This window comes from Pelosinus propionicus DSM 13327 (assembly GCF_900114615.1).
GTDB classification, from domain to species: Bacteria; Bacillota; Negativicutes; order DSM-13327; family DSM-13327; genus Pelosinus; species Pelosinus propionicus.
Window position 1 is genome coordinate 30,210 of the sequence record NZ_FOTS01000030.1, and the last position, 21,502, is coordinate 51,711.

Annotated in this window: 20 protein-coding genes and 1 riboswitch; of the genes, 19 read left to right on the plus strand and 1 reads right to left on the minus strand. The window is 39.8% G+C overall.

Translation table 11 applies throughout. The features are described from left to right. The first annotated feature begins 60 nt into the window (after positions 1-60). The 11 genes from BMZ99_RS15875 (at position 61) to BMZ99_RS15925 (ending at position 10,550) form a co-directional block, all read left to right on the plus strand. Entirely contained in the window at positions 61-246 is a 186-nt protein-coding gene (locus tag BMZ99_RS15875) for a 4Fe-4S binding protein (protein WP_090939319.1), read from the plus strand. A gap of 15 nt (positions 247-261) precedes the next feature. Further along, positions 262-1,389: a 2-oxoacid:acceptor oxidoreductase subunit alpha gene (locus tag BMZ99_RS15880; RefSeq protein WP_090939322.1), complete on the plus strand. Its 1,128-nt coding sequence runs from the start codon at positions 262-264 to the stop codon at positions 1,387-1,389. Positions 1,390-1,408: 19 nt separating this feature from the next. Further along, positions 1,409-2,227 (plus strand): 2-oxoacid:ferredoxin oxidoreductase subunit beta, encoded by an 819-nt coding sequence (locus tag BMZ99_RS15885; RefSeq protein WP_090939325.1) that lies wholly within the window; start codon positions 1,409-1,411, stop codon positions 2,225-2,227. 1 nt (position 2,228) lies between these two features. Next, positions 2,229-2,756, plus strand: a complete 528-nt coding sequence (locus BMZ99_RS15890; RefSeq protein WP_090939328.1) for a 2-oxoacid:acceptor oxidoreductase family protein — start codon at positions 2,229-2,231, stop codon at positions 2,754-2,756. Positions 2,757-3,037: 281 nt separating this feature from the next. Further along, complete coding sequence (sufC, locus tag BMZ99_RS15895; RefSeq protein ID WP_090939330.1) at positions 3,038-3,817, plus strand: Fe-S cluster assembly ATPase SufC; 780 nt, start codon at positions 3,038-3,040, stop codon at positions 3,815-3,817. Then, entirely contained in the window at positions 3,810-5,216 is a 1,407-nt protein-coding gene (sufB, locus tag BMZ99_RS15900; protein WP_090939333.1) for a Fe-S cluster assembly protein SufB, read from the plus strand. The genes sufC and sufB overlap by 8 nt, the downstream gene beginning before the upstream one ends. An 11-nt stretch (positions 5,217-5,227) precedes the next feature. Further along, entirely contained in the window at positions 5,228-6,331 is a 1,104-nt protein-coding gene (locus BMZ99_RS15905; RefSeq protein WP_090939336.1) for a SufD family Fe-S cluster assembly protein, read from the plus strand. Beyond that, entirely contained in the window at positions 6,324-7,550 is a 1,227-nt protein-coding gene (locus BMZ99_RS15910; RefSeq protein ID WP_090939340.1) for a cysteine desulfurase, read from the plus strand. The genes BMZ99_RS15905 and BMZ99_RS15910 overlap by 8 nt, the downstream gene beginning before the upstream one ends. Continuing rightward, entirely contained in the window at positions 7,540-7,980 is a 441-nt protein-coding gene (gene sufU, locus BMZ99_RS15915; RefSeq protein ID WP_090939343.1) for a Fe-S cluster assembly sulfur transfer protein SufU, read from the plus strand. Before BMZ99_RS15910 ends, sufU begins: the two co-directional genes overlap by 11 nt. A 157-nt stretch (positions 7,981-8,137) precedes the next feature. Continuing rightward, on the plus strand, positions 8,138-8,920 hold the full coding sequence (locus BMZ99_RS15920) for a polysaccharide deacetylase family protein (RefSeq protein ID WP_090939346.1): 783 nt from the start codon (positions 8,138-8,140) through the stop codon (positions 8,918-8,920). 400 nt (positions 8,921-9,320) lie between these two features. Further along, the gene (locus tag BMZ99_RS15925; protein WP_090939349.1) at positions 9,321-10,550 is read left to right on the plus strand and encodes an aminopeptidase; all 1,230 of its coding nucleotides are present in this window, start codon (positions 9,321-9,323) and stop codon (positions 10,548-10,550) included. 83 nt (positions 10,551-10,633) lie between these two features. Here BMZ99_RS15925 and BMZ99_RS15930 read toward each other — a convergent pair whose 3' ends face one another. Beyond that, positions 10,634-10,897 carry a hypothetical protein gene (locus tag BMZ99_RS15930; RefSeq protein WP_090939352.1) on the minus strand — a complete coding sequence of 88 codons (264 nt, stop codon included), beginning with the start codon at positions 10,895-10,897 and terminating at the stop codon, positions 10,634-10,636. Between the two features lie 629 nt (positions 10,898-11,526). On the opposite strand from BMZ99_RS15930, the gene BMZ99_RS15940 reads away from it, so the two are divergent. The 8 genes from BMZ99_RS15940 to thiE all read left to right on the plus strand — a co-directional run bounded on the left by BMZ99_RS15940 (position 11,527) and on the right by thiE (position 21,344). Beyond that, a complete protein-coding gene (locus BMZ99_RS15940; RefSeq protein ID WP_090939356.1) occupies positions 11,527-12,150 on the plus strand; it encodes a YczE/YyaS/YitT family protein in 624 nt (207 codons plus the stop codon). Between the two features lie 82 nt (positions 12,151-12,232). Continuing rightward, on the plus strand, positions 12,233-12,871 hold the full coding sequence (locus tag BMZ99_RS15945) for a glucosaminidase domain-containing protein (protein ID WP_090939359.1): 639 nt from the start codon (positions 12,233-12,235) through the stop codon (positions 12,869-12,871). A gap of 285 nt (positions 12,872-13,156) precedes the next feature. Beyond that, positions 13,157-14,311 (plus strand): efflux RND transporter periplasmic adaptor subunit, encoded by a 1,155-nt coding sequence (locus BMZ99_RS15950; protein ID WP_090939363.1) that lies wholly within the window; start codon positions 13,157-13,159, stop codon positions 14,309-14,311. A gap of 11 nt (positions 14,312-14,322) precedes the next feature. Beyond that, entirely contained in the window at positions 14,323-17,466 is a 3,144-nt protein-coding gene (locus BMZ99_RS15955; RefSeq protein ID WP_090939367.1) for an efflux RND transporter permease subunit, read from the plus strand. A gap of 208 nt (positions 17,467-17,674) precedes the next feature. After that, a riboswitch (TPP riboswitch) is annotated at positions 17,675-17,784 on the plus strand. Positions 17,785-17,911: 127 nt separating this feature from the next. Further along, complete coding sequence (gene thiD / locus BMZ99_RS15960; protein ID WP_090939370.1) at positions 17,912-18,718, plus strand: bifunctional hydroxymethylpyrimidine kinase/phosphomethylpyrimidine kinase; 807 nt, start codon at positions 17,912-17,914, stop codon at positions 18,716-18,718. After that, on the plus strand, positions 18,711-19,952 hold the full coding sequence (gene cytX / locus BMZ99_RS15965) for a putative hydroxymethylpyrimidine transporter CytX (protein WP_090939373.1): 1,242 nt from the start codon (positions 18,711-18,713) through the stop codon (positions 19,950-19,952). Before thiD ends, cytX begins: the two co-directional genes overlap by 8 nt. Next, positions 19,910-20,722, plus strand: coding sequence for a hydroxyethylthiazole kinase (gene thiM, locus BMZ99_RS15970; RefSeq protein WP_090939378.1), 813 nt, complete (start codon positions 19,910-19,912; stop codon positions 20,720-20,722). The genes cytX and thiM overlap by 43 nt, the downstream gene beginning before the upstream one ends. After that, positions 20,715-21,344 (plus strand): thiamine phosphate synthase, encoded by a 630-nt coding sequence (gene thiE / locus BMZ99_RS15975; protein ID WP_090939381.1) that lies wholly within the window; start codon positions 20,715-20,717, stop codon positions 21,342-21,344. Before thiM ends, thiE begins: the two co-directional genes overlap by 8 nt. Positions 21,345-21,502 lie beyond the last annotated feature (158 nt).

Here is a 21,502-nt window from a genome sequence, read left to right on the forward strand (position 1 = left end):
TGTAACGCAATTATCTAAGTATCTCTAGTATAATAGAAGAGAATGATGGAGGTGAAAGGTATGGCTATAAAAACCATTGGAAAGCATTGTAAAGGCTGTGGAGTTTGTGTAACTTTCTGTCCTAAGCAAGTATTAGGGTTAGATGCTCTAGGAAAAATTACAATTGTCGATGAATCAAAATGTATTACCTGTAAACAATGTGAAATGCGTTGTCCTGACTATGCAATATTTGTAGAAAAAAAATAGGGGAGTGATTTATAAGTGGCAAAGGTACTGCTCTTGCAAGGAAATCAAGCTTGTGCTGAAGGTGCGATCGCTGCGGGTGTTACGTTTTTCGCAGGTTATCCGATTACACCATCAACGGAAATTGCTGAGATAATGGCAAAACGCCTGCCAGAAGTTGGCGGCAAATTTATTCAAATGGAAGATGAGATTGCAGGTATTGGAGCAATTGTTGGGGCTTCTCTGACTGGCAAAAAAGTGTTGACTGCTACAAGCGGTCCTGGTTTTTCTTTAAAGCAAGAATTTATTGGATATGCAACGATTGCAGAAGTTCCGATTGTAATCGCTAATGTACAGCGGGTAGGTCCAAGTACGGGACAACCGACAGCCCCTGCTCAAGGAGATATGATGCAGGCAAGATGGGGAACTCATGGGGATCATCCTGTGATTGCCTTGACTCCAGCAAGTGTGCCAGAGTGCTTTACTTTGACCATTAAGGCTTATGAACTATCAGAAAAATATCGCATGCCTGTCCTATTAATGCTAGATGAAATCATTGGGCACATGCGTGAAAAAATAGAGATTCCTGATTATGATACTATTGAAAAACCTGTCCGCAAGGGTCCAAGAGTTGGACCTAGTGAGTTTAAAGCCTATGAGCCCGATAGTGATGGAGTTCCTCCTATGGCGGATTTCGGTACAGGCTATCGCTATCATGTAACTGGTTTAGTACATGATGAAACAGGTTTCCCTAATGGGTCTGCCGCAGCTACAGAAAAGCTTCTTAAAAGGCTGCATGACAAGGTAGAACGTGATATTGATAAAATCACGATGTATGAAGAATATAAATTGGATGATGCCGAAATTGCGATTGTGACCTATGGGGGAACAGCGCGTTCTGCATATGCAGCAATTGATATGGCTCGTGAAGAAGGTATTAAGGTTGGCATGTTCCGTCTAATTTCCGTATGGCCTTTCCCTGAAAAAGAAATTGCGCAATTAGCTGAAAAAGTGAAAGTGATTGTTGTTCCTGAGCTGAACTACGGTCAAATGGTGGGGGAAGTCAAAAAAGCTGCGGAAGGCAAAGTGCCAGTAAAACCAATGTCCAAATATGACTCTGAGCCAATTTCACCAAAAGAATTATTAGCATTTGTGAAAAATCTTTAATTTAGGGAGGTACAATAGATTGGAAAAATTAATTGAAAAATACTATCGCCCTCGCTTGCCGCATATTTGGTGTCCAGGCTGTGGCAATGGTATTGTTACCAGTTCTATTATAAAAGCGATTGATAAACTAGGACTTGACCAGGATAAGACTGTAATAGTCTCCGGTATCGGCTGTTCTTCAAGAGCATCAGGCTATTTGAATTTTGATACGGTTCATTCGCTGCATGGCCGTGCTTTGCCTGTAGCTACGGGGATTAAACTAGCTGATCCTGAATTAAATGTAATTGTTATTACTGGTGATGGAGACGGTACTGCTATTGGAGGAAATCATTTCATTCACACTGCTCGCCGTAACATTAATTTAACGGTTATCTTATTTAATAACAACATTTATGGCATGACAGGCGGTCAATATTCACCACTGACGCCAACCGATAGTAAAGCAACAACTGCACCTTATGGCACCTTAGAACGTGCTTTTGATATAGCAGAATTGGCAAAGGCTGCTGGTGCTACCTACGTAGCTCGTGGTACGGCTTTTCATGCCAACATGCTAGTGGATGTGATTGCCAAAGGCATTAGCCATGATGGATTTTCTTTGATTGAGGCTGTTACCCAATGTCCGATCTATTTTGGTCGTCAAAACAAAAAAGGTGATGCATCTACAATGCTGAAAACCCAGCGTGATCATGCGGTTACTGTAGAAGCAGCTAAGAAATTAAGTCCGGAGCAACTGGAAGGAAAATTCAAGATCGGTGTGCTGCATCAAAGTGAGGCACCAGAATATACAAAACAATACCAAGGAATTATTGATAGAGCACAGAAAGGAGCTAAATAATATGATTGAAATGCGTTTATCTGGCTCTGGCGGACAGGGATTAATTTTGGCAGGTATTATTTTAGCAGAAGCAGCCTTGCTTGATGGCAAGATGGCTATTCAGTCTCAGTCATATGGACCAGAGGCAAGAGGTGGTGCTAGCAAATCCGAAGTTATTATTTCAGAAAAAGCAATCCATTATCCAAAGGTAACTAACCCGAATCTTGTTTTGGCAATGACCCAAGAAGCAGTGGATAAGTATTCAAAGGATTTACCTGCTGACGGCATATTGATGATTGATACAACCTTTGTTAAAAGTGTGCCAGAACACTTAAAGAACGTATATCATCTTCCAATTACGGAAAAGGTTACAGCTGAACTTGGAAAGGCATTGTTTGCTAATATTGTTGCTTTAGGAGCGATTGTAGCCACAACAAAAGCAGTGAGTGTAGAATCTATTACAACAGCAATTCTTCACAGAGTTCCCAAGGGAACAGAAGATATTAATAAACGTGCACTTGAACTTGGTATAGCATTAGCTGCTAAATAAAAAATAACGCAGAGAACATTTGTTAGAACCACAGGGAGCACAGAGGCCACAGAGAGGATAATAGAGGATTTTTACTCTACTATCTTTTCTCTGCATTCTCTGTGCCTCTGTGTTTTTTTATGTGTTTTACTGAATATTTTTACAAATCCTGTATGGCTTGACATGCTGTAGAAAAAAGAATAAAATAAATTTAATTCCCAGCAATTCACTATGAATACTAGGGATTAAACCCTGAAAAATAGATTATAATAAATGATGGATAGTAATAATGAGGTGAAAAAATGGCAGAAAAACTCTTAGCAATTCATGGGTTGCATGCAGCCGTTGAAGGCAAAGAAATTTTAAAAGGACTGGATCTTGAAATCAATAAGGGCGAAGTTCATGTTATTATGGGGCCTAATGGTTCCGGAAAATCGACATTAGTGAATTTGATTATGGGCCATCCAAAGTATGAAATAACTGCTGGGTCCATTGCTTTTGAGGGAGAAGACATTACAGCTTTAAAGACTTATGAAAGAGCCAGAAACGGAATCTTTCTATCTTTTCAAAATCCTGAAGAAATACCAGGGATAACGGTAGAACATTTATTACGGACAGCCAAAAATGCCATAACTGGCGAAAATGTAAAAATTATGGCTTTTAAGAAAGAGCTGAAACAAGCGATGGAGACTTTGAAAATAGATAATACATATGCATCAAGGCATGTAAACGTTGGATTTTCAGGCGGAGAAAAGAAAAGAAATGAAATACTACAAATGATGATGCTCAATCCGCAATTGGCAATGCTGGATGAAACGGATTCAGGTTTAGATATTGATGCTGTTCGTATCGTTTCCTCAGGAGTAAAGCACTTTAAAAATGAGCAGAATGCAATTTTAATTATCACCCATAATACCAAAATTCTTGAGCAATTAGACGTAGATTATGTTCACATCTTAATGAATGGGAAAATTCTTCAGACGGGGGACGCTTCCTTAATATCCCAAATTAATGAGAATGGTTTTCTACATTTGGGAGGAGAGACTCCAGATTCAGGCGAGGTGAATATGCTTCATGGATAAGAAAAAAACTGTTGTTGAGGAGATTGATCGAGGTCTTTACGATATTAAAAATAAAGACCGCTATCGTTATAAAGCATCAAAAGGATTGACTTCTCAGATTGTGCTAGCTATTTCCAAAGAAAAAAATGATCCAGAATGGATGCGGGATTTTCGCCTTCGTTCTTTAGAAATTTATAATCAAATGCCGCTGCCCACATGGGGACCTTCTTTGCACGAACTGGATATGGATGATATTGTTACCTATGTTCGTCCAGACACAGAAATGAAGGGGAAGTGGCAAGAGGTCCCTGAGGATATTAAAGATACTTTTGAGCGTTTGGGTATTCCTCAGGCTGAACGAGAATCATTAGCAGGTGTAGGAGCTCAGTATGATTCTGAAGTAGTATATCACAGTGTCAAAGAAGAACTGGTCAAGCAAGGGGTAGTTTATACTGACATGGAAAGTGCTCTAAGAGAGTATGAACCTATGATTCAGGAATATTTCATGAAACTTGTTACACCAAATGATCATAAATTTGTAGCCCTGCACGGAGCTGTTTGGTCAGGTGGTTCTTTTGTTTATGTTCCGCCTGGCGTTCATGTGGATATACCGCTTCAGTCTTATTTTCGTTTAAATTCTCCAGGGGCAGGACAGTTTGAGCATACATTAATTATCGTAGACAAGGGAGCGAAGCTGCATTTTATTGAAGGCTGTTCTGCTCCTAAATATAATGTTACCAATTTACATGCAGGATGCGTCGAGTTATACATAAAAGAAGATGCTAGCCTGCGCTACTCTACCATCGAAAACTGGTCGAGAAATATGCTGAACTTAAATACCAAGCGTGCTTTGGTTGAAAAGAATGGCAGCATTGAATGGGTCTCTGGTTCTTTTGGATCTAAGATTTCCATGCTGTACCCCCGAAGTATTCTCAAAGGAGAAGGAGCACGAGCGGAGTTTAACGGTGTGACTTTTGCGGCTGGCGGTCAGGTGCTGGATACAGGGGCGGCTGTGATTCATGCAGCACCATATACCTCTTCCAATATTAACTCCCGGTCTATTTCTAAAGGGGGGGGAGTTGCTGTTTATCGTGGTGCGGTAAAAGTAGCGCCTAATGCTCACCATTGCAAATCCTTGGTAAGCTGCGAATCCTTAATGCTGGATGATCTTTCTCGTTCAGATACCCTGCCGGTCATCGATATTCAAAATGATGAGGTTGATATTGGTCATGAAGCAAAAATTGGCAGAATCAGTGAGGAGGCCATCTTTTATCTTATGAGCCGGGGTATAAGTGAGCAGGAAGCTAAGGCTATGATTGTAAGAGGGTTTGCAGAACCGATTGCCAAGGAGCTTCCCTTGGAATATGCTGTGGAAATGAATAATTTAATTAATATAGAATTGGAAGGCACCATTGGATAGGGGATGATGAGATGGAAAAACTACAGCAGAATATGAATCCGATTCCAGTGAGAACCTGGAAGTGGCTAGGTGTTAATGATACTGTCCTTGAAGCTGATATTCCTGCTATAGCGGGTTACTCCAAGCAGCCTGTAACGGAAGGATCAGAAAAGGGCGTAACCATTACAGATATTCGCCTGCATAGAGAAACCGTTCAATTTATGGAAAAGAAAATGGATTCTGGTGTAAGTGAGGCAATGAGAGACTTTGTTAAGAAGAATCAAAACAGCGGTTATTTCATTGAAATAGAAGAAGGGAAGAAAATAGGAACTCCTATTATCCTTCAATATGACTTAGATGAGGAAAATCCAACCCTAGTAGATGACCATTTTATCCTTGCTCATGAAAATAGTGAGGTAACGATTATCATCAACTATACATCTTCCTGTACTAAAAATGGGTTTCACAGTGGCGTGACGAAAGTGCTTGCCCAGAGAGGAGCTGTTGTTCATTTAATTAAAGTGCAAATGATGGCTGATCAAGATACTCATGTCGATGCTATTAGTGCAATTATTGATGAAAGCGGGCAGATTGATTTCACCTTGGTAGAACTAGGTGCTTTGCAAACCATTACAAGCTGTAAAACAAAATTGGTAGGGAAAAACAGCACTGGAACGATTCATTCTCTTTATTTTGGTGATCAGAATCGTAAAATCGATATGAATTATGTGCAGACTCATCAGGGACGTGAATCTTTGAGCAGCATAGAAGCACGAGGTGTACTTTTAGATCACAGCCAAAAAGTCTTTAAAGGTACATTGGATTTTATTAAGGGGTCTAGCGGCTCTAAGGGCAAAGAAGAGGAATATACGGTACTATTAAGTCCAACTGTACGAAATCGATCCATACCACTGATGCTGTGTGGAGAAGATGCAGTTGAAGGACAGCATGCTGTCAGCACAGGCAAGATGGATGAAAATAAACTCTTTTATCTGATGAGTAGAGGGCTTAGTGACGTAGAGGCTAAAAAATTAATTATCGAAGCTGAATTTCAGCCAATTCTGAATAAAATACCGGTGACTGAGTTAAGAGATACAATCTCTACTTATTTAAGGAGGCGGCTAAATCATGTCTAATATCTACGTCAATGATTTTCCTATTTTGCAAAAAACGATGAATGGAAAACGACTGGTTTATCTTGATAATGGAGCTACCACTCAAAAACCTCTTTCAGTCATCAATGCCGTTCAAGAATATTATGCAGCCTTTAATGCCAATCCTCATCGAGGTGCTTACGAGTTAAGTGTTAAGGCTACTCAAATTTATGAAGATGCTCGAGAGAAGGCCAGAAAATTCTTGGGGGCAAAAAAAACAAGTGAAATTATTTTCACTAAGAATGCCACCGAATCTTTAAATTTATTGGCTTATAGCTATGGTATGACCTTCATTAATCCCGGTGATGAAATTGTTATTTCCATTGCTGAGCATCACAGTAATATTGTACCTTGGCAGCAGGTAGCTAAAGCGAAGGGTGCTACGTTACAATATTTGTATGTGAATGAAGCAGGCATTCTGACGGACGAGGAAATCGAAAAGAAAATTAGCACCAAAACCAAAATAGTAGCGGTTACTCAAGTATCAAATGTGCTTGGTATTATCAACCCTATTGAAAAGATTGTACGTAAGGCGCATAGCGTGGGGGCTGTTGTGATTGTTGATGGCGCGCAAAGTGTTCCTCACTTTGCTGTGGATGTGCGGGCATTGGACGTTGATTTCTTAGTCTTTTCAGGACATAAAATGCTGGCTCCTATGGGAGTCGGTGTGCTATATGGCAAAGAGCATTTGCTGGATAAAATGCCGCCTTTCTTGAGCGGCGGCGATATGATTGAGTATGTATGGGAGCAGGATACGTCTTTTGCACCACTGCCAGCTAAATTTGAAGCGGGTACTCAAAATGTGGGAGGCGTTTTAGGACTTTCAGCAGCCATAGATTATATTGAGAAGGTCGGTTTTTCCAATATAGAACAGATTGAAGAAGATTTAATTCATTATGCGATACCGAAGCTTCAACAACTCCCTTTTATTACTCTTTATGGATGCAATGATCTTTCGAAAAAGACTGGCGTAATATCTTTTAATGTCGAAGATATTCATCCTCATGATGTATCTTCTATTTTGGATGCCGATGGGGTTGCTATACGAGCTGGTCATCATTGTGCCCATCCCTTAATGCAATATCTTGGAGTGAATGCAACGTGTCGTGCTAGTTTTTATTTTTATAATACACGTGAAGACGTAGATGCATTGATTCATGCTCTAGGACGTGTCAGGGGAGTGCTTGGTTATGGATCTTAGTGAGATTTATACGGAAATTATTGCAGAGCATAATAAATCAAAGCGAAATAAAAAACAGATGGAAAATCCCACAGTGGTTCTAAAGGGCAGGAATCCAAGCTGCGGCGATGAAATAGAACTTGCCTTAAAGGTAGAGAAGGGAATTATACAAGATGCTTCGTTTACAGGGGTTGGCTGCGCGATTTCTCAAGCTTCTACGTCGATGATGATTGATTTGGTTCGCGGACAAACCATTGAAAAAGCACAAATATTGATTGATACTTTTTTAGGCATGATTAAGCGAGAGATTACCGAGGAGGACCAATTGGAAATATTAGATGAGGCAGTTGCCTTACAGAATATTTCCAATATGCCTGCAAGAGTGAAGTGTGCAGTTTTATCATGGCATACATTGGAAAGTGCGATTACAACGGAAAAAGAAAACAAGTGAAGACAGTCAATCATCTTATTGAGTGACTTACGATATAAAAAGAAGACTCATTCGCCGATGGAGTCTTCTTTTTATATCCTTTTCTGGCAGCTGTTGATGCAATTGGTTGTATAAAAGACAGATGGCTGTGTTAAGCTAAGCTAACAAGGGGGAAACTATGAACAAACAAAAACGTTTACTGATTTGTTTTTTGCTTAGTATCATTTTTTTAGTAACGTCTTGTACTCCTGCGAAAAAACCAGAAACCCAGGTAAATCCTGAGATGAGGCAAGAGACAATTCCAGCTGATATGGATAAATATAAGAGAGGGCATAACATTCCTGGAAAGTTATATTGGGCGGGGAGTGCTCAGGATAAAAAGATTGCCTTAACCTTTGATGATGGACCAGAGAATGAATGGACGCCTAAAATTCTGGCTATTTTAAAAGAACAGCAGGTAAAGGCAACTTTTTTCGTGATTGGCAGGCAAGCGCAAGCATATCCAGAGATGGTAAGGAAAATTGATGAAAACGGGCATATTATTGGTAATCATACCTTTGATCATGCTGACCTAACAAAGTTGAATGCTCCGAGTGTAAAAAACGAAATCGCAGAATGTGCGCTGGTAATTAATCGCATCATTGGGAAAACACCTGCACTAGTGCGTCCGCCTTTTGGTTTTCATAACGAAATAGCAGATACAGCAATTTACTCCAGGAATAATAAAATAATTTTATGGTCATTGGACACAGATGACTGGCAGGGGCCGAATGCTGCAACGATTAAAGAGCGAGTAATACCTAAAGTGAAAAATGGCTATATCATTTTACAGCACAATGGAGTCAATCCGCATTTAGGCGGCAGTGTAGAAGCCTTGCCTGTTATAATTGAAGAGTTAAAAAAACAAGGATATACATTTGTTACCATTGCAGAATTATTAGAGGTTCAGCCTTATGAATGATGATTGTTTTTGTGGAATAGTTGTTACATCTTTCATAGAATGTTACAATAAGGAAAATATGAAGTTCCTTCCGCTATTTATGCTGTAGAAGATTATTTTTTTTGCAGTTACAAAGAGGAATGTTTTATAAGAAATGACTAGTAGTCCGCAAGACTAAAGCTATGGAATGAATTGTGTGAGATTTTTCGTCCAGCAAGGCGGAGGAGCTGCGCATATCGGGCATATGTAAGGTCACGATAACGAAGCTGGGCGAGAAATAGCGCGATAAGAACACCATGGATTTAGGTTTGGTGGACTACTGGCATCACAGGATTCATAAGAAGAAGGGAGTGAAACGCAGCAATTTCTATCGATTATACCTATAGGATTAGCATTAGATAGAAGTTGGCTTCGGAAAACGATGGATCATACAATGTTGGAAAAATATGCACGTCTTATCGTAAAAACAGGGGTTAATATTCAAAAAGGGCAAACTTTGGTGATTGCTTCGCCCATTGAATGTGCTTCTTTTGCCAGAATGATAGCCCAGTATGCTTATGAAGAGGGCGCAAGGGATGTTGTTGTTACCTGGAAAGATGAGTTATTGTCAAAGATTCGATTCTTGCAGGCACCAGAAGAGGTGTTTGAAGAATTTCCTGAATGGCAGAAAGAATTTTATTTGTCGTATGTAAAGCAAGGAGCTGCTTTTGTTAGCATTGCCGCTAATGATCCTGAACTTCTTAAGGATGTGAATCCAGGACGATTAGTAAAGGTACAGAAAGCAAGCAACACGGCACTCAAAGAATATAGGGAAAGATTAATGAGTAATAAAAATACCTGGTGTGTTGTATCCATACCTACTAAATCTTGGGCTAAAAAAGTTTTCTCCGAATTATCAGAGGAGGAAGCGGTTGCCAAGCTCTGGGATGCTATTCTTAAAACGGTGAGAGTCGATACACAAGATCCAGTAGCAGCTTGGGAAGAGCACAAGAAAAATTTAAAGAAAAGTTCAGATTTCTTAAATTCCAATCAATTTCAATATCTGCAGTATAAAAATTCAGTAGGTACAGACTTGAAGATTGAACTTCCAGAAGATCATATATGGCTTGGGGGTTCGGAATATACTCCAGAAGGATTGGAATTTGTCGCAAATATGCCAACAGAAGAAGTATTTACCTTACCTAAAAAAACAGGTATTCAAGGAACAGTAGTGAGTTCAAAACCACTAAATTATAACGGCAATGTCATTGATCATTTTTCTCTTACTTTTAAAGACGGGAAGATTGTTGATTTTACTGCCGAACAGGGATATGAAATTCTAAAAGGGTTAATTGAGACAGATGAGGGGTCTTATTATCTTGGTGAAGTGGCCTTGGTACCATACAATTCACCGATATCTAATTCTAATATCCTGTATTTTAATACGTTGTTTGATGAAAACGCTTCATGTCACTTAGCTATAGGAAAAGCTTATCCTGTGTGCATTAAAAATGGTGAAAACTTGGCTAAAGAAGAATTAGAAGCTTTAGGAGTTAATGATTCTTTGGTACATGTAGATTTTATGATCGGGACCAAAGATCTCGAAATCATTGGAACAACAGCAAATGGAAAAGAAATTCCAGTATTTAAAAATGGAGATTTTGCATTTTAAAAATTTGATGATATAAGAACAAATAAAGCATTACATAAAAATAACCGCTTCTTTTAAGGAAGCGGTTATTTTTATGTAATGCTTTATTTAGTTGATTTTGTAACCGATTCGATTTGATACATGCAGCCGCCTTGCTCATTTAATTGCCGCTTTAAGTCCTCCTGACTGAGTGTATCTGATGCTGTCTGCAAAGTAAGTGTTGCTCCGCGCCCTGTTTGATTAGGTGAAGCAGATGTTTGTTTTATTTGGGTAATCGGTAAGTCGGACTTACGGATGCTGTCGATGATTTCTTCGATATTTCTCTCTGTGTCGCCAATCTGTACTTGAAACTGCTCCTGTTTAGCCAAGGTGCTCACTCCTTTAGTTATTTAGTAAATCACCAAGCGCTGTGCGTCTTGATGGAAATAGGTGGAACTATTTTTATTTACTTCGACAAGGAAATAGGATCTCCTTTAAGAGAAGAAGATATACAATATAGTAAAAATTTTTTTATGCCCTATTTTCTTACTCTAGCCGTATTTTACTGGAGAATGGTTATTGCTATGGGCTGGGCTCAAGAATGGCTGGAGAAAAAGCTTATGATACTGGGAGAATCATCATAAGTATATATTTAAAATTCATTCGTTTTAATGCTTGATTCAGTTGTTGTTGGGGGGAAAGGCGACTGGATCGGTTACTAAAAGAGTATGCTTTAACTGATATTAGTTTTCGGATGGAATGTATTATCTGCTGGCGTTAAAGATCTTTAAGATATTATTCTTGATCTTGAGCAAATCATGAAGTAAGATAAGAAAATAAGAAATACAAAGAAGCATTGTTCATTAAAATCAGCAATGCTTTTTTATTTCATAAATTACGTAGCAGCAGACCTTGAAGCAAGAAGCTCATCATGTTTGATAACTTTTGTACGGCATTTGACATGATAGCATTGAGCTTAATTTGTAGAGTTGAGACGGTAACAGGAGGAAATCGTTGCATGATAAAAAGATTTATTTTTTTACTTTGGGGATTGTTTCTTTTTGCTTTTGGAATTGTAATGACGATTAAAAGCAATTTAGGAACTTCACCATGGGATGCTCTTCATATAGGGCTGATACGCTATCTGCCATTGACTTTAGGGCAAGTATCACAGTTAACAGGGGTTATAGTGATTGTTATCAGTTATTTTTTAGGAATGAAGCCAGGTTGGGGGACCATTGCTAATATGTATTTCATCGGTTTGTTTATGGATGTAATTATAGATAATAAGTGGATTCCTGATCCCATCCACTGGGTATTTCAAGGAGGATTTTTGCTGGCAGGTATCTTGATTATTGGCTGGGGAAGTTTTTTTTATCTTTCTGCTGCTTTGGGAGCTGGTCCTAGAGATAGCTTTATGGTGGGAGCGGTTACTAAAACTGGTTATCCAGTATGGAAAGTTAGAACTGTCATTGAAAGTAGTATTGCAATTTTAGGCTATTTTCTAGGGGGGCCGATTGGTATTGGTACCATCATTATCGCTTTGACTTTGGGGCCTTCCGTTCAATGGGCTTTTTCTCTTATGGGAAAAAAGGCGCAGGAGATCGAGCATGATTCTTTAACGATTCGGTTAGAACAATAAAAGAAGTGATGGCAGCAGGATTATATGGATCTTTGTAAAATAGTTCTATTATGGAAGGAATGTGATTTATGGGAGGTAGAAAGTGAGGAAGTTTAGTTTTATTAAAATATGTTTCGGGTTAATGTTCCTTTGGATAATCCCCATGTCCAATGCCTTAGCTTTTTTCCAACCTACAACGGTCAAAAAAAATTATTTACAGAGTGAAGTTGTAGTTGATTTTACGATTATGGGATCAGCAATTGCAACGCAGGAACAATGTGTAAAGTATCTTCAAAAGCGAAATCCCTTACCTTTACTTACAACTACTCCTAAGCAATTGGTTGAGTACTATTATCTGGAAGCAGGCTTAGAAGGAATACGTCCAGATTTGGCCTTTGCACAAGCGTTACATGAAACGGGCAATTTTCGCTATGGTGGCGATGTGATACCATTGCAGAATAACTACTGTGGGCTGGGAACAACAGGTAATGGCGTCAAGGGAGCATGGTTCCCTTCGGCGCAAATTGGAGTTAGGGCGCAGATTCAACATTTATTGGCTTACACTACAACAAGGGCGCCAGCATTAGAGATTGTTGATCCTCGATATAATCTGGTGAAAAGTACAGATAAGTTCGGGCAATCTTTTACTTGGACAGATTTAAATGGCAAATGGGCTGTTCCTGGGAAGACATATGGGCAAATGATACTAAAAATTCATGAGAAAATTCTAATGGGAGAATAATCAGAAAAAGGTGTCTTGTTTGACATCTTTTTTGACTCTTCAACTTTAAAAAAAGACCGATATAAAAATAAAAAAAATGATTTCCAGGAAGGGATTGTAATAGATTCGTCGAATAAAAATAAGATTGACTGAATAGTCATTTTGCAAAGGAGTGATTTCGATCTATATAGGGAATTTCTACCTTACATAAGGTATATTCCATAGAAGTGTTTATGCTATGAATACAACAGTGGAGTAACAAGCAGGTAAAAATTATGGTTAGCAGAGTTAAGGGAGGTAAATAATTTGGTTCGTATTAGTTCAAAAGTAAGATGGCGCAATTATATGGCATTAATCATTTTTAGTATGGTGATAATAAGCGGCTGCAGCAAGCAGGCTGCACCAGCACCGCAGGCTGTAGAAGTAAAAGCAATGCAGGTAGTTAAAAAAGATACTTTAATTGCACATGAATTTGTCGGTACCGTAGAAGCAAAAAATGAAGTCCAAGTAAGGGCTAAGGTTTCTGGCAATATTGTGGATAAAATGGTAGTCGGTGGAGCTGAAGTTTTAGAAGGGCAGCCATTATTCCGCATTGACAGCCGTCAATATAATTCTGCACTATTAACAAATCAAGCAACAGCTGCTCAGTCAGAAGCCTTGCTGGCGAAATCTCGCAAAGATGTTGGCAGGTATAATCAGCTTGCATCTCAAGGTGCTATTTCCCAGCAGACATTAGATAATGCAGTTGCAGAAGAAAGACAAAATGCCGCTGCCGCCAATGCCAATTGGGCTAAGGTGCAGCAAGCACAAGAAGATATTGAGGACACAACGATTCTTTCTCCTTTGAATGGCAGGATTGATATTAATGATTTAAGTATTGGCAGCTTTGTATCAGCAGGATCAACCATTATGGCTACGATTTCTTCTGTTGATCCAGTCATGGTGAAGTTTAGTATGAGTGAAAATGAATATTTACAATTTGCTAAAAATAAAGGGGCTTCTCCAGCTGAATGGGGACGAGATTTAAAGCTGATACTCAGCGATGGATCTACTTATCCTCTCACTGGAACAATTGAGCAAGTCGACAGGGGCTTAGCAACTGGCACAGGTACATTAAGTTTTAAAGCATCTTTTGCCAATCCTGATAAGCTTCTGGTTCCCGGTATGTTTGCTCGCATTGCGGTACAGAGTGAAGTGCGCCCAGGGGCTTTCTTAATTCCGCAAAGAGCCGTTCAGCAGATGCTGGATAAGACTCTTGTAACTGTAGTCGGTGAAGGTGATAAAGCAGAAACAAGGGTAGTTAAGATGGGTACCAAAGTGGGCAATATGTGGGTGGTAGATGAGGGCGTTACTGAAAACGACCGTATTGTTGTAGAAGGCTTTTTGAAAGCTCCGCCAGGAACACCTGTATCTGTAATTATGATCGGCCCGGATGAGTTACAAACTCCGGCTAAGCAATAGGAGGTAATCTGGTGGCTAAGTTTTTTATAGAACGTCCCATTTTTGCGATCGTATTATCGATTGTTATAACATTAGTTGGCTTAATCTCAGCATTTAATCTGCCAGTAGCCCAATATCCGCAGATTACGCCGCCACAAGTTAGTGTCAGTGGTAGTTATACTGGTGCTAATGCTGAAGTTGTAGAACAAACAATGGCCCAATTGATTGAGCTGCAAGTCAATGGAACTGAGGATATGGTTTCTATGCAGTCAACAAGTTCTGATTCGGGATCATATTCTTTAACAGCAAAGTTTGATTTAAGTAAAAATGCTGATATGGCAACCGTACAAACCCAAAATAGGGTAGCGCAAGCCAATGCGTCACTGCCTAGCGAGGTTACTGCAACAGGTATTACAACCCGCAAGGTTTCACCTGATAATTCTTTGATTTTTTCCTTGTGGTCTCCTAAGGGAAGTTATGATAGTGCATTTTTGAAAAACTATGGCAGTATCTATCTTGTTGAAGACTTGAAAAGAATCAAGGGTGTAGGGAATATTATGGAATATGGCGCTGATTATGGGATGAGAATCTGGCTGCAGCCAGATAAAATGGCGCAGTTAAGCCTCACAGGAAGCGATATTTCTAGTGCTATTACTACCCAAAACGTACAGGCTCCAGCAGGAACCATTGGTCAAAGACCCTCTTCTTCTCAGCAGGAATTTCAATATTCTGCAAGAGTACAAGGTCGTTTGACTGAGCCTAAGGAATTTGAAAACATTATTGTCAGCTCTAAAGATAACAACTTTATCCGTATAAAAGATATTGCCAAAGTTGAGATGGGGGCTAAAGATTATGGTTTTCAAAGTTTCCTGAATGGTCATGAATCAGTAGCCTTTGCAGTTCAGCTTACTACTGATGCAAATGCATTAGAAACCATTACAAAAGTACAGGAAACCTTAGAAGCGGCATCAAAGAAATTTCCATCTGATGTTGCTTATTATTCCATTGTTGATAATACCAAATATGTACGTGAATCCATGAAAGAGGTTGCTAAAACCTTTGCAGAGGCGCTGGTACTAGTACTCCTAGTCGTATTTTTGTTTTTGCAAAGCTGGCGTGCTACTCTGATTCCGATGCTCGCTATTCCCGTTTCTTTGATTGGGACCTTTGCTGCATTTATGGTGATGGGCTTTTCGATCAATACGCTGACTCTTTTTGCCATGGTATTGGCTATTGGGCTGGTAGTTGATGATGCGATCATTGTAATTGAAGCAGTTGAATATCATATGCGCTATACGGGACTTAGTCCAAAAGAAGCAACGAAATTGGCCATGAGCGAAGTGTCGGGCCCTGTTGTTGCCATTGCCTTTGTATTGGCATCTGTATTCATTCCTGTAGCCTTCTTTGGCGGAACTACAGGTGTTTTATACAAACAGTTTGCTTTGACCATTGCTGTATCCATGGCTTTGTCTGCCATTGTAGCTTTGTCTTTGACACCAGCCCTTTGTGCATTAGTGCTAAAACCTCATGATCCTAATGCTCACTCAGGTATGCTGGAACGATTCTTTAACAAATTTAATAATGTATTTGAGGCAACCGTAGAGAAATATGGAAGTGGTTTAGGAAAACTAATTAAACGATCTATTTTAGGTGTTGTTTTCTTGGCGGTGCTCTTACTTGTAACGGGTAAGCTATTTCAATTGGTGCCATCTTCCTTTGTTCCTAGTGAAGATCAAGGATACTTTATTACCAGTGTAAGCTTACCGGAGGCTGCAAGTGCGAATCGTACTGCTACTGTAGCGAATAAAATAGCTGATGATATGCGTGCTCAGCAAGGCGTATCGGATGCCATTGTCATTCAAGGTTATGATATTTTAGCTGGTGCTGCTAAAGCCAATTCCGCAATTATTTTTACAAAACTTGCGGATTGGGATGAACGAAAGGCACCTGGTTTGGGTGTTCAAGATCAAGTTATGAAGACGTTAGCAAATAGTGCTCATGTACCTGAAGCAAGGGTTACTTCCTTTAATGCTCCTTCATTGCCTGGTATTGGTACAGTAGGCGGATTTACCATAATGATTGAGGATAAAGGCGGTAATACCATTGAGGAAATGGATCGAATATCCAAAGAGTTTATGGCTGCTGCCAGAAAACGTCCAGAAATTGGTATGATTTATTCTACGTTTAACATTGATACTCCTGGGTATCGGTTTGAAGTGGATCGGGAAAAGGCAGAGCAGTTAGGTGTTCCGGTAAACAGTGTATTTACTGCATTACAGACATTTCTTGGCGGCGTGCAGGTCAATGATTTTAATCGCTTTGGTCGATCCTATAAAGTTGTCATGCAAGCTGAACAAAAATTCCGCAATGATGTAGATGGTACTCGTTTCTTCTTTGTTCGTAGCTCTTCTGGAGTGATGGTGCCGCTCAATACCTTATTAAAACCACAAGTAATCACTGCTCCTTCTTCCATTAAACGCTTTAATGGTTATCGAGCTATTCAGGTAGGGGGAAATCCAGCAGCTGGTTATAGCTCAGGGCAAGTGTTAGCAGCATTGGAAGAAGTGGCAGCACAGACATTACCTAAGGATTTTGGTTATGAATGGACCGATCAGAGCCGTGAGGAAAAAATTTCAGCTGGTCGTGCTCCTTATGTCTTTGGTTTTGCGCTGCTGTTTGTATTCTTATGTTTAGCAGCTCTTTACGAAAGTTTTGGTATCCCTTTTGCAGTTCTGTTCTCAGTTCCTACAGGCATCTTTGGAGCATTTTTCTTCCAATATGTTCGTAATCTGCAAAATGATGTATATATGCAAATTGGGATGGTTATGCTCATTGGATTAGCGGCTAAGAATGCAATTCTAATTGTAGAATATGCAAAAGTTAGGGTTGATAAGGGAATGGACCCTGTTGCAGCAGCTATTGAGGCAGCTAAATTGAGGTTACGTCCGATCATAATGACGTCATTAGCATTCATTATTGGATGCTTGCCTCTTGTAGTTGCTACAGGTGCTGGTGCAGGCGCCAGAAATTCTATGGGGACAGCAGTTGTTGGCGGCATGCTGGCAGCAACCATCCTGGGAATATTCTTAATTCCTGTACTTTTTGTTCTGATTGAGCGGGGGGTAGGATCCATTCAAAAATTTAAGAAGCATAAAAAAGAGATTGACGTTTCTTAATGTAAAAAGTCTTGCAAAATAGATGGTAAAGAGACTAAGATTCATTTGAATCTTAGTCTCTTTACCATCTAGGACGTATTTGATCGAGAAAAAGAGCTCGCTTTTGGTAAACGGGTTTTTAGCAACAAATGGCTAAAGGATAAGTCAACTGCAAATACTTTGGTTGAAAAGTGTAGTAAGATATGGTACGATGAGCCTAAAATGAATATTTTATTTCAAGGGGAGCTGGATGAGCCGGCTGAGAGATAGATCTGAAATCTATGACCCTTTAACCTGATCTGGGTAATGCCAGCGGAGGGATAGCGATAGAGTCTTTGTATATGTGATAGCGCATCCTTATGGATGTGCTATTTTTATATATTCGCAGCTTAAAATTAAAAGTAGCGATGAGGAGAATATCAAAAGAAGAACTTATGTTTTAAATACGATTTAGGGGGGAATTTATATGAAGAAAGTATTAACGATAGCTGGCTCTGATTCAAGCGGCGGGGCTGGAATTCAAGCGGATTTGAAGGCTTTTTCGGCACATGGAGTATTTGGCATGAGTGTGATTACAGCAGTGACAGCACAAAATACACAAGGTGTATTTGCTGTACAGGATATTGATGTAGCTGTGATTGATAAACAGATTGAAGCGATTTTTGATGATATTGCAGTAGATGCTGTGAAAATAGGCATGGTATCTCGCACGGAAACGATTAAAGCTATCGCAAATGGTCTTAAAAAATATTATGCTCAAAATATTGTGGTAGATCCTGTAATGATCTCGAAAAGCGGTTACTATTTGTTGCATCCTGAAGCGGTAGAGGCTTTAATTTCCTATTTGATGCCCTTGGCAACGGTAGTGACGCCCAACATTCCTGAGGCAGAAGAAATCACTGGTATAAAAATTGATAGCTTAAAAGATATGGAAAAAGCCGCTGCAGTGATTCATCAGTTAGGACCGAAGTATGTATTGCTAAAGGGCGGGCATAGGGAAGAGGATGCTACCGATATTTTATTTGATGGAGAAAGCTATCAGCACTTGAGCACAGCGCGAATTGCTACAAAAAATACCCATGGTACAGGCTGCACGTTGTCGGCTGCAATTGCTGCCAATTTGGCTAAGGGATATTCTGCGCAAGAGGCGGTTTCACAGGGAAAAGAATATATTCATACGGCGATTGAACACTCCTTTGCCATTGGCAAGGGTGTTGGTCCCGTTCATCATTTTTATAATTTATACAAAGGTGCGGGTATGTTAAATGACTAATGAAACAAATCAGAATACATTAGGTTTTAATCATTTTCTGTTCTTGTGGTTTGGTGCGGCAGTATCCATAGCTGAAATCTTAACAGGAGGACTATTGGCTCCTCTTGGATTTCAAACCGGAGTGATGGCTATCGTGATTGGTCATATGGTTGGAACAATCATCTTGGTGTTAGGAGGTATCATTGGTACCCAGGAACGGATACCTGCTATCGTTTCTACTCGCATTTCTTTTGGCATATATGGATCTTATATATTTTCAGTGTTAAATGTGCTGCAGCTTGTAGGGTGGACAGCAGTCATGATTATTGCGGCTGCCCGGTCAGCGAATGAAATCAGCAAAATGCTGTGGGGAATGGATCAGCTTTCTCTTTGGAGTATAGGGATTGGCGGCTTGGTTCTCCTGTGGATCGCTCTTGGCAGAGAAGGCGGCTTAAAAAAAATGAATATGCTGGCCGTATTTTTGCTGTTTGGTATTACGGTACTATTAAGCAATGTCGTATTTAAAGATAGTACTGCTTTAAGTGCACCACCTATTGGAGGGATGTCTTTTGGCGAGGCATTAGAATTAAGTGTTATTATGCCATTATCATGGCTGCCGCTGATTGCTGACTATACACGCTTTGCCAAGGATAAAACAAGTGCAGCCTTGGGCAGCGGGTTAGGCTATTTTATAGGCAGCTGCTGGATGTATTTGATTGGCTTAGGCGCTGCTATTATTGCAGAAAATCCTGAACCTTCCGCCATGATGCTGGCTGCTAATTTAGGTTTATCAGCTTTAGGGATTGTTGTACTGGCAACAGTGACAACTACCTTTCTAGATGCTTATTCTGCTGGCGTTAGTCTCGCTAACATTTTTCCAAAGCTAGATGAGAAGAGAATTGCTTTAGTTATGACGGTGATTGGAACGGGTATCGCTTTATGGGTGAATATTGAGCAGTACGAAAATTTTCTCCTTGCTATTGGATCTGTTTTTGCTCCATTATTTGCGGTATTATTAACTGAGTATTTTATTATTAAAAATAGGCAATTGCGTCCCGACCTGCTTGTAAATTGGAGCGCTCTAGCAGTTTGGGTCTTAGGAGTTATTATGTATCATCAGTTTATTACCATGGAGTTTGTACTGGGAGCAACGATACCGGTTCTACTCTTAACGTCGTTACTTTATAAAATCACTTGGAGGTACACAAAAGAATGGAAATCCTGCAAAAAATATCCGACAGCCTCATCGCTCTAAAAAATAAAAAACCTTTGGTGCATCATATTACAAACTATGTAACAGTGAACGATTGTGCCAATATAACTCTGACCATTGGCGCTTCTCCTGTTATGGCAGATGATATAGGCGAAGTAGATGAAATGGTTTCCTTTGCGTCTTCTTTGGTGTTAAATATTGGGACTTTAAATTCGAGGAGTATTGAGTCCATGCTGGCGGTTGGAAAAAAAGCGAGAGAACGAGGGATTCCTATTGTTTTTGATCCCGTGGGAGTGGGAGCAACCAGTCTTCGAACTGCTACTGCTAAGCGAATTATCGAAGAAGTGGGGCCATCCGTTATTCGCGGCAATATGTCGGAAATAAAGATTTTGGCTGGATTGGATGCGCAGATTAAGGGCGTTGATTCGACTGCGGATGAAGAAGATGGAATAAGAGTAGCTAAAATTCTTTCTAAAAAGCTTAATTGTGTAATTGCAATTACCGGAAAGCAGGATATTATTGCTAAGGGAGATCAAGTTTGCTTGATTGATAATGGGCATCCTATTTTATCTCAAGTTACAGGTACTGGATGCATGGCTACATCATTGGTTGCTTCTTTTTGTGGTGCAAATGAGGATTGGTTTGTAGGAGCGGCAGCTGGCATTATGACTATGGGGTTAGCCGGAGAATTGGCACAGCAGTCTTTGCAGGCAGGAGAAGGGATCGGTACGTTTCGGATGCGGCTATTTGATGCTGTTTGGACTATGACACCTGAGCTTATTAAGGAAGGCGGTATCATTTCTAATGGATAAAAAAGCTGTTGATTATTCTTTATATTTAGTAACGGATCGAGAGTTGCTGGGGAACAAGGATTTAGCGGCAACAGTAGAAGAGGCTATTAAAGGAGGTACTACTTTAGTACAAATTCGTGAGAAGAATATATCTACCTTAGATTTTTTTGAGTTAGCCCTGGCAGTAAAACAGATTACCGGAAAATATAAGGTTCCTTTCATCATCAATGATCGGATTGACATTGCTTTAGCGGTTGATGCGGACGGTGTACATATCGGACAAAAAGATATGCCTTTAACTGTAGCACGAAAATTACTCGGTCCTACTAAAATCATTGGTGTATCAGCCTCTACTTTGGAAGAGGCTGTGAAAGCTCAGGATGAAGGGGCAGACTATTTAGGAGTTGGCGCCGTATTTCCTACCAGGACAAAAAGTGATGCTGATCATGTGAGTTTAGCAGGTTTTCGAAGTATAAAAGAGGGAGTCTCGGTGCCGGTTGTTGCCATTGGCGGCATTCTTAAGGATAATATCAAGCATGTAATGGAGGCTGGCGCAGATGGAGCAGCCGTTGTATCAGCGATTATTGCTTCTGCTGATCCTTATGAAGCAGCATGTAACCTTCGTCACATTATAAAAAAATAAGAACATAACACGATAGTCCTTCAGCAGTTTATTATAAAGATGTTGCGGGACTTCTTGTTTAAAAACAAGGGTTGTGTAGTTCCTGATAGTATGGTATAAAAGACATAGGTTAAATTCATGAAAGTAGGGTAGGATATTACGAAAGACAGCATTTGAAA

Bases quoted from the DNA above. Each gene is read 5' to 3' on its own strand.
- thiM (WP_090939378.1), top strand. From the start codon at position 19,910: ATGGAAATCCTGCAAAAAATATCCGACAGCCTCATCGCTCTAAAAAAT.
- BMZ99_RS15875 (WP_090939319.1), top strand. From the start codon at position 61: ATGGCTATAAAAACCATTGGAAAGCATTGTAAAGGCTGTGGAGTTTGT.
- thiD (WP_090939370.1), top strand. From the start codon at position 17,912: ATGAAGAAAGTATTAACGATAGCTGGCTCTGATTCAAGCGGCGGGGCT.
- thiE (WP_090939381.1), top strand. From the start codon at position 20,715: ATGGATAAAAAAGCTGTTGATTATTCTTTATATTTAGTAACGGATCGA.
- sufC (WP_090939330.1), top strand. From the start codon at position 3,038: ATGGCAGAAAAACTCTTAGCAATTCATGGGTTGCATGCAGCCGTTGAA.
- BMZ99_RS15905 (WP_090939336.1), top strand. From the start codon at position 5,228: ATGGAAAAACTACAGCAGAATATGAATCCGATTCCAGTGAGAACCTGG.
- BMZ99_RS15910 (WP_090939340.1), top strand. From the start codon at position 6,324: ATGTCTAATATCTACGTCAATGATTTTCCTATTTTGCAAAAAACGATG.
- cytX (WP_090939373.1), top strand. From the start codon at position 18,711: ATGACTAATGAAACAAATCAGAATACATTAGGTTTTAATCATTTTCTG.
- sufU (WP_090939343.1), top strand. From the start codon at position 7,540: ATGGATCTTAGTGAGATTTATACGGAAATTATTGCAGAGCATAATAAA.
- BMZ99_RS15925 (WP_090939349.1), top strand. From the start codon at position 9,321: ATGGATCATACAATGTTGGAAAAATATGCACGTCTTATCGTAAAAACA.
- sufB (WP_090939333.1), top strand. From the start codon at position 3,810: ATGGATAAGAAAAAAACTGTTGTTGAGGAGATTGATCGAGGTCTTTAC.
- BMZ99_RS15920 (WP_090939346.1), top strand. From the start codon at position 8,138: ATGAACAAACAAAAACGTTTACTGATTTGTTTTTTGCTTAGTATCATT.
- BMZ99_RS15940 (WP_090939356.1), top strand. From the start codon at position 11,527: ATGATAAAAAGATTTATTTTTTTACTTTGGGGATTGTTTCTTTTTGCT.
- BMZ99_RS15890 (WP_090939328.1), top strand. From the start codon at position 2,229: ATGATTGAAATGCGTTTATCTGGCTCTGGCGGACAGGGATTAATTTTG.